Source organism: Pantoea sp. SO10 (assembly GCF_005281435.1).
GTDB lineage: Bacteria > Pseudomonadota > Gammaproteobacteria > Enterobacterales > Enterobacteriaceae > Pantoea > Pantoea leporis.
Window position 1 is genome coordinate 1,546,689 of the sequence record NZ_CP040095.1, and the last position, 12,750, is coordinate 1,559,438.

A 12,750-nucleotide genomic window follows, 5' to 3' on the forward strand; every position below is an offset into this window, starting at 1 on the left:
TTAAGCGAATGAACCAGGAGAAAAAAGATGAATGATCAAACGATTCGCGATGTGCTGACTAAAACTAAACGTATCGCGTTAGTGGGCGCCAGTGACCGCCCCGATCGCCCGAGCTATGGCGTGATGAAATATTTGCTTGAGCAGGGATACGAGGTGATTCCGGTGAGTCCTAAATTGGCGGGACAGCAACTTCTTGGCCAAACCGCCTATGCCACGCTGGCGGATGTACCTGGAAAAGTGGATATGGTGGATGTGTTTCGCAATGTCGAAGCGGCCTGGGGCGTTGCGCAGGAAGCGATCGCCATTGGAGCGGATACGCTGTGGTTACAGCTGGGCGTGATTAATGAGCAGGCGGCGGTGCTGGCGCAAGACGCGGGTATGACCGTGATAATGGATCGCTGTCCAAAAATTGAAATTCCTCGGCTGGGGATTAGGCACTAAAACAGAAACGGCGACCGGAGTCGCCGTTTGATTAATGTCTCAGGCTGGGTGCCTGCAGCTGTTGCCGAATTGACGCGGCCAGCTCATCCATTGAAGGCTGTTCGGGATGTTCGAAGGAGGTTTCCCCCGCCAGCTGAACTTCAGCGACATAGGTATGCACCTGATCGCCTTCTTCATCTTCCATCACCACATGATACCAGGGCGCGGCGCGCAGCGTTTCGCTGGCAGCGACATCATCAACTTCTGGCTCATCAAGCGAAAACTCCGGATCGACATCCACGATAACGCCGAGCACCCCGGAGAGACGATGTCGGACCTGCTGTCCAATTCCAAATTTAGTCGTAATCATTGTGACCTCCCAAAAGACTGCCCTGTAACCAATATGGAGGCAGGGACAGCGTTTTCAAGTCACAGCACGCGGCAGGCAAAACCTTTCAGATAAAGCCCTTCAGGATAGCTGGCGATCACTGGATGGTCGGCTGCCTGACGGAACTGCTCTATAAATTGTACATCACGACCGGCATCAACGGCGGCATCAGCGATGATTTTCTGAAACAAATCGGTTGGCATCAGGCCAGAACAGGAGAAGGTCAGCAATACGCCACCGGGATTCAACAGCTGAATGGCCAGCATATTGATATCTTTATAGCCGCGACACGCGCCCATCAACTGATTTTTATTTTCAACGAATTTCGGCGGATCCATGACGATCAGGTCGAACTTTTCGCCGCTGTCGCGATAACGACGCAGCAGTTTGAACACATCGTCACGCACAAACTGGGCACGCGACACATCCAGACCATTGAGTTCAACGTTCTGTTTCGCCACGTCGAGTGCGTCTTGCGAAGTATCAACGCTAATCACTTCACGACAGCCGCCCATCAAGGCAGAAACCGCAAAACCACCGGTGTAAGAGAAGCAGTTCAGCACGCGTGCATTATCTGAGTAGCCACGCGTGGCAAAACGGCTGTCACGCTGATCAAGGTAATAGCCGGTTTTATGACCGCCCTGAATATCCACCAGCAGCTTCATGCCGTGTTCAGTAATCGGCAGCAGCGGTGGCGGCAGTTCACCCGAAACCGGCCCTTGCGCCAGCTCCAATCCCTCTTTTTTACGCACCGCCACGTCTGAGCGATCGTAAATAGCGCAATCCGGGAAACACTGCTGTAAGGCGGAGACGATGGCCGGACGCTGATACTCAGCACCCGCAGATAACAGCTGCATCACCAGGAAGTTGCCGAAGCGATCGATGGTTACGCCCGGCATGCCATCAGACTCACCGGCAATCAGGCGATAGCTGTCCAGCCCATCACGTTTCGCCAGCCAGTCACGCCACAGCTGGGCTTGCTCAAAGCGGCGCACGAAGAAGGTGATGTCGATTGACTCATCCTGTTGCCAACTCCAGACGCGTGCGCGAATTTGTGATTGCGGAGAATACGCGGCGCGAGCCAGCCATTTGCCATTGCAGTCACAGATATCAATGGTTTCACCAGACTGGGCTTTACCTTCCATACGTGCAACGGCACCAGAGAACACCCACGGATGGCGGCGGAGCAGGGATTTTTCACGTCCCTTTGTGAGAATCAATCGAACGGTCATAGTTTGCTATGCTTACCTGAAAAAATGAGGCGCCATTTTCCGGCGGATGGCGGCAAATTGCAACGCAAGGTGATGGGAGAACGCAATGGTTACCACATGCTGTAAAATTTGGGTGCACGGCATCGTGCAGGGCGTGGGGTTTCGCTACCACACCCAAGCGCAGGCCAGAGAATTGAATCTTAACGGTTATGCGCACAATCTGGCGGACGGCAGCGTTGAAGTGCTGGCGTCCGGTGAGGCGCAGCAGGTCGATGCATTGATCAGTTGGCTCAAAGCGGGTGGGCCGCGCAGCGCGCGGGTGGATAAAGTTCTGGTGGAGCCGCATCAGCCCAGGGAAATGCCGACCCGATTCACCACCGGCTGATTACAAGCATTTCGCCGGTTTTGGCAATCCGGCAATTTTGGTCGCCTGCTTCGCCGGGCCTTCCGGGAACAGGCGGAACAGATAGCGGCTGTTGCCTTTTTCCTCGCCATATTTTTGCGCCATGGCTTTCACCAGCATGCGCACCGCCGGCGACGTATTAAATTCCTGGTAAAAGTTGCGCACAAAGTGCACCACTTCCCAGTGCGCGTCACTCATCACGATCGCTTCTTGCTCCGCGATGGCAGCGGCCAGCGGCTCGCTCCAGTCAGCGCTATTTTTTAGATAGCCTTCCGCATCGGTGGCAATCTCTTTACCAGCAAAATTCACAGTCATTCCTCATGGCGTTAATCGACACATTGTAAATTCGCGCGGCCATAAAAAGCAAAAACCCCGCCGAAGCGGGGTTTGATAACTCTTGCGGCAGCTTAATCGCGGTTAGCGAAGCCCAGCAGGCTCAACAGGCTAACAAAAATGTTATACAGCGAAACATACAGGCTTACGGTGGCGCGAATGTAGTTGGTTTCACCACCGTGGATGATGTTGCTGGTTTCCCACAGGATGGCACCGGCAGAGAACAGGATGAACAGGGCGCTAATCGCCAGATGCAGCGCAGGCAGTTGCAGGAAGATATTAGCAACCACCGCCACCAGCAGCACGACAAAGCCGGCCATCATCATGCCACTCAGGAATGACATATCGCGGCGCGTGGTCAATACGTAGGCCGAGCAACCGAAGAACACCAGCGCGGTACCGCCCAGTGCCATAGCGATCACATCACCCATGCCTGCAGTGAGGAACGAGCTCAGGATTGGCCCAAGGCAGTAACCGAGGAAGCCGGTGAAAGCGAAGGCCGCCAGAATACCTGCCGGGCTGTTAGCCAGTTTATGCGTCAGAAACATCAAGCCATAAAAGCCGACCAGCATCAGAATCAGGCCCGGTGAAGGCAAGGCAAACACGGTGCTGAGTGTGGCGGTGACGGCCGAGAAGGCCAGCGTAAAGCCAAGTAACAGATAAGTATTGCGCAGCACCTTGTGGGTGCTGACTAACGATTGCTGCGACGAGCTAAAAATTCTTTCCATCATGCGCTCCTTAAAGAGAGAAACACCAAATATGGCACGAGGATACGCAGCGCCTGAAAGACAGAAAAGGCGTTTTACCCATCTTTACGCGATAAATTGCTGTTTCGCTGAGCAGAATGGCGAAATTGACGCCGAAAAAATAGAATTTGGCTGTTTTTCAGCCGAACGATTCATTGCAGGCTTTACATCGTTATGGGGGATGTTTATAGTGCGCCTCATTGCGGAGGGGTGGCCGAGTGGCTTAAGGCAACGGTCTTGAAAACCGTCGATGGGAAACCATCCGAGAGTTCGAATCTCTCCTCCTCCGCCATTCACTCTTGCAGAGTGACGCAACAAAAAAATCCCCGGAGGGATGGCCGAGTGGCTTAAGGCAACGGTCTTGAAAACCGTCGATGGGAAACCATCCCAGAGTTCGAATCTCTGTTCCTCCGCCATATTAAAGAAGCCCGCAGAAATGCGGGCTTTTTGCTTTTCTGCGTTCATAAATTCCGAAAAACATCGCGTTGCTTTTCCATCTGCTGCCGTTCCCCGACGCCACGCGCGTTAACTGCTATATTCCATGCACGGTTTTTTGCAAACATCTGGCGATTTTCCGATGCAAGCTGAGTTACACTGTGTGGTAATTCGCTCTTTGGCGGGCTAATCGTTTGAAAGCCAGAGTGTTTCACTGATGAATTATGGAATAGGCACAATGATCAAGAAACTGAGTCTTTACGCGTTGTCAGTCATCGCTGCGCTCCCGATGGGCATGTCCGCCTATGCTGCGGATGGAGATATGCAACTCCAGCAGGTGCTGATGTTAAGCCGTCATAACCTGCGTGCGCCGCTCGCCAACAACGGCAGCGTACTGGAACAATCCACCAAAAAGAGCTGGCCGCAGTGGGATGTCGCGGGCGGTGAGCTCACCACCAAAGGTGGCGTGCTGGAAGTCTACATGGGGAATTATACCCGTCAGTGGCTGGCACAGCAGGGCTTAGTCCAGAACGGGACTTGCCCGGATAGCAGCAACATCTTTGTTTACGCCAACAGCCTGCAGCGCACCGTGGCGACCGCGCAGTACTTTATCACTGGCGCCTTCCCTGGCTGTGATATCGCGGTCACGCATCAGGATGCGATGGGCACCATGGATCCGATCTTCAATCCGGTCGTCACCGACGGCAGCGATGAATTCAACAAGAAAGCCCTGGCTGCTATGACCGCCGCCAATGAAAAGCTGGCACTGAAGCCTGCCTTCCAGCAGCTGGAAAAAATCGTCGATTACAAATCTGCCCCGGCCTGTAACGGCAAAAAGCAGTGTGATTTGAGCAGCGGCGATAACACTTTCAGCGCGGATAACGGTAAAGAGCCGAACGTAAGCGGTCCGCTGAAAATCGGCAACTCGCTGGTGGATGCGTTTACGCTGCAATATTACGAAGGTTTCCCGGCCGATCAGGTTGCCTGGGGCCAGATCAAAACGCCTGAACAGTGGAAAGAGCTGGCGTCGATCAAAAACGGTTATCAGGATGCGCTGTTCGCCTCTCCTGAAGTGGCGCGCGAAGTGGCCGCACCGCTGGTGGATTACATCCGCAGCCAGTTAGTCGATCAGGACAAAGCCAACGCGCCAAAAGTGACGCTGATGGTCGGTCATGATTCCAACATCGCCTCCTTACTCAGCGCGTTGCAGGTTAAGCCTTATGAACTGCCGGGCAACGATGAGAAAACGCCGATTGGCGGCCAGGTAGTATTAGAACGCTGGCACGATGTGAAGAACAACAAAGATCTGCTGAAAGTTGAGTACGTCTATCAAACGGCCGATCAGCTGCGCGATGCCGATGTGCTGAGCCTGAAAAATCCACCGAAGCGCGTCACGCTGCAACTGGCGGGCTGTGAAACGGATGCCAACGGCTACTGCAGCTGGGATCAATTCACCGGCGCATTGAATGGCGCTCTGCAAGGTACGCCACTGCAGCCTGCTGCAGCACTGGCTGCGGCAGAACAGCCAGCACCTGCGGCCGCAGCACCAGCCGCAGATGACGCTAAGCAGAAAGCCGATCAGGCTGCTGCGGATAAAGCAGCCGCAGACAAAGCAGCAGCGGATAAAGCCGCAGCACAGAAGGCTGCAGACGCGAAAGCGGCTGAAGAGAAAGTGAAGGCGGATAAAGCGGCCGCGCAGAAAGCGGCAGACGAGAAAGCCAAAGCGGAGAAAGCCACTGCCCAGAAAGCAGCGGATGACAAAGCCAAGGCTGATGCGGCAGCAGCACAGAAAGCGCAAGCCGATGCAACGCCGGCCAAATCAGAAGAACCGGCCAAAGCAGCGACCAGTAACTGAGTTTGCTGCTCAAAGAAAACCCCGCCGCGGCGGGGTTTTTTGTGCCAGTTAACCGGCGACGACCACTAATTTTTGGTTGGCGAACTCTTTAATCCCCAGATCCGATAACTCACGTCCGTATCCGGAACGTTTCACGCCACCAAACGGCAGCTCTGCGGAGGTATCGCTCTGCGAATTGATAAACACCATGCCGGTTTCAATCTGCGATGCCATCTTACGGCCGCGCGCAATGTCTTTAGTCCAGACTGAACCGCCCAGGCCGTAATTTGAATCATTCGCCAGTGCCACAGCGGCACGATCGTCCGCCACCACATACACCTGTGCTACCGGGCCAAAGAACTCCTGATAGTAAGCAGGATTGTCTGGCGTCAGACCGGTGAGCACCGTTGGCTGGTAATAGCAGCCGACGCCATCAATGGCGCGTCCACCAAACTCCACGCGCGCACCATTTTGCACCGCTTCCTCAACCTGCTTCACTAAACGATCGCGCGCATCTTTTGAAGAGAGCGGGCCAAGCGTGGTTTTCTCATCAAGCGGATCGCCCGGCGTGGCCGATTGCAGAGCCGCGCTAAATTTGGCCATAAACGTATCGGCAATTTTCTCATGCAAAATAAAGCGCTTGGCGGCGGTACAGACCTGGCCGCAGTTACTAAGGCGAGCTTGCGCACCCTGACGTACCGCTTCATCGATATCGGCATCGTCCAGCACCACAAACACATCGTTACCGCCCAGCTCCAGCGTCGATTTCTTCAAGTGTTTACCGGCCTGTTCCGCCACGGCGCTACCGGCGCGTTCTGAACCCGTCAGCGCCACGCCTTGCACGCGCGGATCGGCAATCAAATCCGCGACTTGATCGGTGGAGATAAACAGGTTGGTCCATGCGCCTTTTGGCGCACCGGCTTCTTCTACCAGCTTTTCAAACACATCGGCGCAGTGCGGCACGATATTGGCGTGTTTCGCCAGCACCGGATTGCCGAGCGCCAGGTTTGGCGCCAGCACGCGCATCAGCTGATAGTAAGGGAAGTTCCACGGCTCAACCGCGACGATCACGCCAATCGGATGGTACTCAAGCCAGGCATCGCCCACATCGCTGGCGTAGGGTTGCGGCTGTAAAAATGTCGCGGCATGTTCAGCGTAGTAGCGGGCGATCTGCGAACAGATTTTTACTTCACCACGGCTCTGGCCAATCAGTTTGCCCATCTCTTTACTGGCGATGGTCGCCAGCTCTTCGGCCCGTTGGTCAATCAAATCGGCTAAACGGTGTAGCACCTGCAGACGCGGTTGAATATCGCCTTTACTCCACGCGGAATGATAAAGCGCATCTGCGGTTTCCAGCGCCTGTTGTGCATAGGCATCATCGTGCTCGTTCCACGCTTTTAGCAGTTGGTTATTGGCTGGATTGATACTTTGATAGGCTGACATACAAGGCTCCTTGGTGATGTAAAGGTAACAAAGGCGGGACAATGCCCGCCTGCAATTTAAACGTTTTTGCGCTCGACCGTTTTATCGTCCCAGGTCAGAACATCCTGGTCGGTCTTTTTGAAGGCGCGAATCAGCACTTCATCGCTGCCTTGCTGGCTCCAGATCTGCTCGGCTAAACGTTCGTCGTAATTGGCTACCTCAAAAATGGCTTCAGCGATTTCGCGTGAAGTGTGGCGCAGTGATGCCCATTCGCCTACGTGATGCTCTTTCGACTGTTCTGTTGTCATGAAGGTCTCCTGTTGTGGATTTTATCCCTGTAGCTTTACCGCCAGTCCGGCAACGTGTTGGCCCTGAAAACGGGCAATATCCAGTTCTTCCGCCGAAGGTTGACGTGATCCATCTCCGCCCGCCAGCGTGGTGGCGCCGTAGGGCGTTCCGCCGCGTACGTGGGAGATGTCGAAGAGTTCTTTAGTGCCATAACCGATGGGAACAATCACCATGCCGTGATGGGCGAGGGTGGTCCAGACGGAAGTGATGGTTTGCTCCTGGCCGCCGCCGGTACCGGTGGAAGCAAAGACGCTGGCGATTTTGCCGTACAGCGCGCCCGAAGCCCACAAGCCGCCGGTGCAATCCCAGAAGTTACGCATCTGCCCCGCCATGTTGCCGAAGCGCGTGGGCGTGCCAACGATGATGGCATCATACTGCGGCAAATCTTCCGGTTTCGCTTCAGGCGCGGCCTGATCCACTTTGCCGCCAACCTGGGCGAAACGCTCGGCATCCATGCTTTCCGGCACGCGCAATATCGTAACTTCCGCGCCGCTCACGCTCTTTGCACCGTCGGCCACGGCTTGCGCCATGGTTTCAATATGTCCGTACATCGAATAATAGAGCACCAAAATCTTTGCCATGGTTTTCATCCTGCTGGGGTGGTGAGTAATCAAAGTATAGAAGAGCCTGCGCAGGCTGCTGTACAGAGGTTAAGCAGGTGCCAATAAGTGTCGGCTAACTGCTTGTAACGCGGCGGTAAATTTGCTTTTTCGCAGTGAAATGAGTGAATTATCTGTTTCAAATTGTGAATATAAGGCCGATCTCACCGCTACGGTGTCTATTATTTAATCAGGTGTGCGGAATATCCGCCGCTAAGCTTTTCACGGCAGCATCGTGATAAGCGCCTAATCTGGATGCTCAATCCGTGGAGGAAATGATGGCCGAACATCGTGGAGGATCAGGCAATTTCGCAGAGGACCGTGAAAGGGCCGCAGAAGCGGGTCGTAAAGGCGGCAAAAACAGCGGGGGTAATTTTAGAAACGACCCACAGCGCGCGTCTGTAGCCGGTGAAAAAGGGGGACGCAGCCGCGGCAAGAAATAGCGCCACTGACCGTTAATCCCCGGCCGCCGGGTTCGCCCGGCGGTGACAGGCATTGCAATTTCCCCGCTCTCTGAGCAAACTGACCGCCAACTGATTATTCTGGTGCGTTATGTCCGCTTCTTCTTCTCGTCTCAGCCTGCGTATTTCGCGTCAGGAGTTGGTGCTCATATTTATTACCATGGTTTGGGGTGGCACTTTTTTGGTGGTACACCGGGCGATGGCCCATTCCGGTCCGTTCTTTTTTGTGGGATTACGTTTTGCTACGGCATCGCTGCTGCTGGCCTTTTTCTTCCGTCGTTATCTCAAGCAAGTGACCTGGCTGGAAATCAAAGCCGGGGCGCTGATTGGCCTGTCGATTGCCGGCGGCTACGGTCTGCAAACCTGGGGCATGCAAACCATTTCCAGCAGTCAGTCGGCGTTTATCACCGCGCTCTACGTGCCGGTGGTGCCGCTGCTGCAATGGTTATTCCTGCGCCGTCCGCCGGGATTGATGGCGTGGCTGGGCATTTTGCTGGCGTTTACCGGTTTAGTGCTGGTGGCGGGTCCGCAGGATGGCAGTTTGACGCTGAATGCCGGTGAAATCGCCACCTTACTGAGCACGCTGGCAATCGCGGCGGAGATCATCCTGATCAGCCGTTATGCCGGACAGGTCGATGTGCGCCGCGTCACGCTGATTCAGCTGATGGTGGCATCGGCCTGCGCCTTTGTTCTGATGATCCCGAATGGCGAATCGGTTCCTGCCATGTCAACGCCGTTGCTGCTGAGCGCGTTGGGTCTGGGTGCGGCCAGCGCCTTGATTCAGGTGACGATGAACTGGGCGCAACGCAGCGTTTCACCGACGCGTGCCACGGTGATTTACGCCGGTGAACCGGTGTGGGCGGGCGTGGTAGGGCGTTTGGCGGGCGAGCGTCTACCTGCTGCTGCGCTACTGGGCGCGGCACTGATTGTTTGTGGGGTGATCGTCAGCGAACTGCGTATACGCCGCAAGAAAGCGGTGCCCAATCAGGCACCGCTCGAGCCTTAAGGGTGTTGCCGTGCCGCCTGGTTCGCCAGCGCGGCGCCGCGACGTTGTAAAATCGCGTTCAGGATGATGGCACCAAAGGTGGCGGTGCCGATGCCGCCAAGGGTGAAGCTGCCAATCTTCAGGGCAAAATCACCGGCGCCCAGCACCAGCGTGGTCGCCACCATGATCAAATTGCCATTCTGATTAAAATCCACATGGTTCTGCACCCAAATGCGTGCGCCCGCCACCGCGATCAAACCAAACACCACAATCGAGGCGCCACCAATCACCGGACCGGGAATGGTGTGGATCAGCGCGCCAAATTTCGGTGAGAAGCCAAGCACCAAAGCGATCGCCGCGGCGGCCACAAAGGCCAGCGTTGAGTAGACTTTGGTTACCGCCATCACACCGATATTTTCCGCGTAGGTGGTGACACCGCTGCCGCCGATTGAGCCCGACAGCATGGTTGCCAGACCGTCGCCGACAAAGGCGCGGCCCATCCAGGGATCAAGATTGCGCCCGGTCATGCCCGCCACGGCTTTAATGTGCCCGAGGTTTTCCGCCACCAGAATGATCGCCACAGGCGCGATCATCACGATGGCCTGCATATCAAAGATCGGTGCGGTGGTGTGCGGCAGGCCAAACCACGGTGCGTTGGCAAGGCCGCTGAAATCCACGGGTTTGCCGAAGCCCATCACGTTGGTTAGCAGTGCATAGATGGCCCACGCAACAATCAGACCGACCAGAATCAGCAGGCGCTGGATCATCCCGCGCGTGAATACCGCCACCAGACCAATGCACAGCACCGTCATCACTGCCATCCAGCTGTCAAACATTGAGCCGGACACCCCGTGCACCGCAATTGGCGCCAGGTTCAGACCAATCGCCATCACCACCGCGCCCGTGACCACCGGCGGCATCAGACGCTCGATCCAGCCGGTACCGACTTTCATCACGATCAGGCCAATCAGCGTATAGAGCGCGCCGCAGGCAATCACGCCGCCCAGCGCCAGCGCCAGGTTGGGGTTGAGTCCCTGACCGTTAAAGCCGGTTACCGCGATGATAACGCCAACAAACGCCGCGCTGGATCCGAGATAGCTGGGTACGCGCCCGCCGGTGACCAGGAAGAACAGCAGCGTACCGATGCCCGAAACCAGAATCGCCAGATTGGGGTCCAGTCCCATCAGCAACGGCATCAGCACCGTTGCGCCAAACATTGCCACAGCATGCTGCAGGCCAAGCACGACCGTCTGCGCAAACGGCAGCGTTTCGTCCGGCGCAATCAGCCCATCATCGGTCATGGCTGACTTTTTCTGCCAGCGGGGGAACCAGGAACTCGCCATCGTCATCTCCAGGGTGTCAGTGAAAGCGGGCCGCACAAGGCGGCGTTAGCGGGCGTCCTGCCGTAAAAGGTGATGATAGCCACGGTCAAACCATGCTAAACCGTGCGTTTCATCATTGCGTACCAGCGCCTGCACTTCGCTAAACAGAATGTCGTGCGTGCCCACGCTGACTACTTGTGCCACTTTGCAGTCAAACGACACCAGCGCGCCGTCTAACAGCGGTGAACCGCTGGCCAGCGTGTGCCAGTCAGCGGCGGCAAAGCGTCCTGCCATCGGCGTTTTGCCGCCAAATAGCGTCGAGAGATCTTCATGCCCGGCGGCCAGGGTGTTAACGCACAGATAACCGTTGTCGCGAAAAATCGGCCACACCGACGCTGACCGATTAAGACAAACCAGCAGCGTGGGCGGCGTATCAGTAACGCTGCACACCGCCGAGGCGGGAAATCCGGCGCGTCCAGCGGGACCATCGGTGGTGATGATATTCACCGCCGCGCCTAAGCACGCCATCGCGTTACGAAACGCATCGCGTTCTACACCGGGTAAAATTGGCAGTTCATGCACGCTCATTGGCGGCTCCTGTGATTAGCTGGCCGCTCGCTGGGCAGACGCAGCCGTATCGGCCAGCCAGCGCAGCAGCAGCGCATTAAAGTTGTCGGCATCGGTGACGCTCATCGCGTGTCCGCCCCAGGCCATCTCAATCAGGCTGCCGTTGGGCAGCGCCTGCGCCAGCTGCGGTGAGCAGCTCCACGGCACCAGCAGATCGTCCTGGCTGCAGATCGCTAACACCGGCTGGGAGATGCGCGTCACATGTGCGCGGAAATCCGCGCTTTTCAATGCATGCAAGCGACGCAGCAGGTTTTCCATGCCCTGAAAATGGGCGACATGATGCGCATCTTCAGCGTTAATGCGCTCCTGATTGCGCGCCAGCCATTCCGCGGGATAGAGGAACAGCGGCTGCGCACGCACAAAGGCTTCGACGCCGACGTTCATCAGCAGATCCTGACGCACCTGGAAGCAGCGCTGCGTGTGCGCATCCAGCGAAAGCCAGCCGTTGATCACCACCACGCGGCCCACGCGCTGCGGGAAGTCCAGCGCCAGTTGCAGGCCGATTAAGCCGCCCAGCGCATGGCCGATAATGTCGTAATGTTGAATGCCGTGCTGTTCCAGCGTTTCTGCCAGTTCCGCCGCCATCATCGTCATGCTGTAGCCGTCCGGCAGCGTATCGGTACTGCGGCCGGTGCCGCGCTGATCGTACGTCACCACGCGATAATGCGGCGTCAGCGCCGCCAGCTGCGGTTGCCAGAAACCGGCGACGCCGCCTAAACCGGAAGCGAGCACCAGCGTCGGCGCATCTTCAGCGGTTGAACCCTGGATCTCCAGATGCATCAGGCCTCCTGTTTGCCGATATGCGCAACGGTGGCGATTTCGATCAGCGCATCCGGTTTCACTAAGCCGCACTGAATGCAGAAGCGCGCCGGTTTATCACCGGGGAAGTATTCGGCGTAGATCTGATTAATCGCTGCGTAGTTGCTCCAGTCGGTGAGAAAAATCGAGTTGAAGGTCACGTCTTCCATGGTGCCGCCGGCAGTTTCGATCACCTTTTTAATGGTCTCCAGCACGTGACGCGTTTGCGCGGCGGCATCACCGACGTGCACCACGTTGTTGTTGGCATCGAACGGCAAGGTGCCGGAGACGTAGACGACGCCGTCAGCTAAGGTGCCGGGCACGAATGGCGCAATGGGCGTACCGGTGCCGGGCGGAATAATCACACTTTTAGGCATGGCGAAATCCTCTTCTTATCGGTTTGCAGGTGAATCGAGGC

Annotated in this window: 16 protein-coding genes and 2 tRNA genes; 7 read left to right on the top strand and 11 right to left on the bottom strand. The window is 56.4% G+C overall.

The window, feature by feature from the left end; translation table 11 throughout:
* Positions 1-27 precede the first annotated feature (27 nt).
* Positions 28-441: a CoA-binding protein gene (locus tag FCN45_RS07095; RefSeq protein WP_137385521.1), complete on the top strand. Its 414-nt coding sequence runs from the start codon at positions 28-30 to the stop codon at positions 439-441.
* 31 nt (positions 442-472) lie between these two features.
* Here FCN45_RS07095 and hspQ read toward each other — a convergent pair whose 3' ends face one another.
* Positions 473-790, bottom strand: coding sequence for a heat shock protein HspQ (hspQ, locus tag FCN45_RS07100; RefSeq protein ID WP_008101422.1), 318 nt, complete (start codon positions 788-790; stop codon positions 473-475).
* Positions 791-849: 59 nt separating this feature from the next.
* Positions 850-2,040 carry a 23S rRNA (cytosine(1962)-C(5))-methyltransferase RlmI gene (gene rlmI / locus FCN45_RS07105; protein WP_110865872.1) on the bottom strand — a complete coding sequence of 397 codons (1,191 nt, stop codon included), beginning with the start codon at positions 2,038-2,040 and terminating at the stop codon, positions 850-852.
* 85 nt (positions 2,041-2,125) lie between these two features.
* Here rlmI and yccX point away from each other — a divergent pair, with 85 nt between their 5' ends.
* Positions 2,126-2,404 carry an acylphosphatase gene (gene yccX, locus FCN45_RS07110; protein ID WP_137385522.1) on the top strand — a complete coding sequence of 93 codons (279 nt, stop codon included), beginning with the start codon at positions 2,126-2,128 and terminating at the stop codon, positions 2,402-2,404.
* On the opposite strand, the gene tusE is transcribed toward yccX, so the two are convergent.
* Together tusE and yccA are read right to left on the bottom strand one after the other, a co-directional pair.
* Positions 2,405-2,731 carry a sulfurtransferase TusE gene (gene tusE / locus FCN45_RS07115; RefSeq protein WP_101761038.1) on the bottom strand — a complete coding sequence of 109 codons (327 nt, stop codon included), beginning with the start codon at positions 2,729-2,731 and terminating at the stop codon, positions 2,405-2,407.
* 98 nt (positions 2,732-2,829) lie between these two features.
* On the bottom strand, positions 2,830-3,483 hold the full coding sequence (gene yccA, locus FCN45_RS07120) for an FtsH protease modulator YccA (protein ID WP_007887332.1): 654 nt from the start codon (positions 3,481-3,483) through the stop codon (positions 2,830-2,832).
* 222 nt (positions 3,484-3,705) lie between these two features.
* Between yccA and FCN45_RS07130 the strand changes: the two genes are divergently transcribed.
* The 3 genes from FCN45_RS07130 to agp all read left to right on the top strand — a co-directional run bounded on the left by FCN45_RS07130 (position 3,706) and on the right by agp (position 5,791).
* A tRNA-Ser gene (locus tag FCN45_RS07130) sits at positions 3,706-3,793 on the top strand.
* Between the two features lie 36 nt (positions 3,794-3,829).
* A tRNA-Ser gene (locus tag FCN45_RS07135) sits at positions 3,830-3,917 on the top strand.
* A 257-nt stretch (positions 3,918-4,174) separates the two neighbouring features.
* Positions 4,175-5,791 (top strand): bifunctional glucose-1-phosphatase/inositol phosphatase, encoded by a 1,617-nt coding sequence (agp, locus tag FCN45_RS07140; RefSeq protein WP_210421274.1) that lies wholly within the window; start codon positions 4,175-4,177, stop codon positions 5,789-5,791.
* 48 nt (positions 5,792-5,839) lie between these two features.
* Here agp and FCN45_RS07145 read toward each other — a convergent pair whose 3' ends face one another.
* The 3 genes from FCN45_RS07145 to wrbA are packed head-to-tail and all read right to left on the bottom strand — an operon-like array spanning position 5,840 to position 8,121.
* The gene (locus FCN45_RS07145; RefSeq protein WP_101760910.1) at positions 5,840-7,213 is read right to left on the bottom strand and encodes an NAD-dependent succinate-semialdehyde dehydrogenase; all 1,374 of its coding nucleotides are present in this window, start codon (positions 7,211-7,213) and stop codon (positions 5,840-5,842) included.
* A gap of 56 nt (positions 7,214-7,269) precedes the next feature.
* Positions 7,270-7,500 carry a YccJ family protein gene (locus FCN45_RS07150; protein WP_007887329.1) on the bottom strand — a complete coding sequence of 77 codons (231 nt, stop codon included), beginning with the start codon at positions 7,498-7,500 and terminating at the stop codon, positions 7,270-7,272.
* Between the two features lie 21 nt (positions 7,501-7,521).
* Positions 7,522-8,121 (bottom strand): NAD(P)H:quinone oxidoreductase, encoded by a 600-nt coding sequence (gene wrbA, locus FCN45_RS07155; RefSeq protein WP_137385524.1) that lies wholly within the window; start codon positions 8,119-8,121, stop codon positions 7,522-7,524.
* 296 nt (positions 8,122-8,417) lie between these two features.
* On the opposite strand from wrbA, the gene FCN45_RS07160 reads away from it, so the two are divergent.
* A complete protein-coding gene (locus FCN45_RS07160; protein ID WP_061717065.1) occupies positions 8,418-8,582 on the top strand; it encodes a general stress protein in 165 nt (54 codons plus the stop codon).
* A gap of 109 nt (positions 8,583-8,691) precedes the next feature.
* Entirely contained in the window at positions 8,692-9,606 is a 915-nt protein-coding gene (locus FCN45_RS07165) for a DMT family transporter (protein WP_137385525.1), read from the top strand.
* Here the strand turns inward: FCN45_RS07165 and rutG are convergent.
* The 4 genes from rutG to rutC are packed head-to-tail and all read right to left on the bottom strand — an operon-like array spanning position 9,603 to position 12,709.
* Entirely contained in the window at positions 9,603-10,928 is a 1,326-nt protein-coding gene (gene rutG / locus FCN45_RS07170; RefSeq protein WP_137385526.1) for a pyrimidine utilization transport protein G, read from the bottom strand. The genes FCN45_RS07165 and rutG overlap by 4 nt on opposite strands.
* Positions 10,929-10,973: 45 nt before the next feature.
* A complete protein-coding gene (rutF, locus tag FCN45_RS07175) occupies positions 10,974-11,495 on the bottom strand; it encodes an NADH-dependent FMN reductase RutF (RefSeq protein WP_137385527.1) in 522 nt (173 codons plus the stop codon).
* A 15-nt stretch (positions 11,496-11,510) separates the two neighbouring features.
* Positions 11,511-12,314 carry a pyrimidine utilization protein D gene (rutD, locus tag FCN45_RS07180; protein WP_137385528.1) on the bottom strand — a complete coding sequence of 268 codons (804 nt, stop codon included), beginning with the start codon at positions 12,312-12,314 and terminating at the stop codon, positions 11,511-11,513.
* Entirely contained in the window at positions 12,314-12,709 is a 396-nt protein-coding gene (gene rutC / locus FCN45_RS07185; RefSeq protein ID WP_137385529.1) for a pyrimidine utilization protein C, read from the bottom strand. The genes rutD and rutC overlap by 1 nt, the downstream gene beginning before the upstream one ends.
* Positions 12,710-12,750: the final 41 nt, after the last annotated feature.

Excerpts from the sequence above, each read along its gene's own strand:
- FCN45_RS07095 (WP_137385521.1), top strand. The coding sequence starts at position 28 with ATGAATGATCAAACGATTCGCGATGTGCTGACTAAAACTAAACGTATC.
- hspQ (WP_008101422.1), bottom strand. The coding sequence starts at position 790 with ATGATTACGACTAAATTTGGAATTGGACAGCAGGTCCGACATCGTCTC.
- rlmI (WP_110865872.1), bottom strand. The coding sequence starts at position 2,040 with ATGACCGTTCGATTGATTCTCACAAAGGGACGTGAAAAATCCCTGCTC.
- yccX (WP_137385522.1), top strand. The coding sequence starts at position 2,126 with ATGGTTACCACATGCTGTAAAATTTGGGTGCACGGCATCGTGCAGGGC.
- yccA (WP_007887332.1), bottom strand. The coding sequence starts at position 3,483 with ATGGAAAGAATTTTTAGCTCGTCGCAGCAATCGTTAGTCAGCACCCAC.
- agp (WP_210421274.1), top strand. The coding sequence starts at position 4,175 with ATGATCAAGAAACTGAGTCTTTACGCGTTGTCAGTCATCGCTGCGCTC.
- FCN45_RS07145 (WP_101760910.1), bottom strand. The coding sequence starts at position 7,213 with ATGTCAGCCTATCAAAGTATCAATCCAGCCAATAACCAACTGCTAAAA.
- FCN45_RS07150 (WP_007887329.1), bottom strand. The coding sequence starts at position 7,500 with ATGACAACAGAACAGTCGAAAGAGCATCACGTAGGCGAATGGGCATCA.
- wrbA (WP_137385524.1), bottom strand. The coding sequence starts at position 8,121 with ATGGCAAAGATTTTGGTGCTCTATTATTCGATGTACGGACATATTGAA.
- FCN45_RS07160 (WP_061717065.1), top strand. The coding sequence starts at position 8,418 with ATGGCCGAACATCGTGGAGGATCAGGCAATTTCGCAGAGGACCGTGAA.
- FCN45_RS07165 (WP_137385525.1), top strand. The coding sequence starts at position 8,692 with ATGTCCGCTTCTTCTTCTCGTCTCAGCCTGCGTATTTCGCGTCAGGAG.
- rutG (WP_137385526.1), bottom strand. The coding sequence starts at position 10,928 with ATGGCGAGTTCCTGGTTCCCCCGCTGGCAGAAAAAGTCAGCCATGACC.
- rutF (WP_137385527.1), bottom strand. The coding sequence starts at position 11,495 with ATGAGCGTGCATGAACTGCCAATTTTACCCGGTGTAGAACGCGATGCG.
- rutD (WP_137385528.1), bottom strand. The coding sequence starts at position 12,314 with ATGCATCTGGAGATCCAGGGTTCAACCGCTGAAGATGCGCCGACGCTG.
- rutC (WP_137385529.1), bottom strand. The coding sequence starts at position 12,709 with ATGCCTAAAAGTGTGATTATTCCGCCCGGCACCGGTACGCCCATTGCG.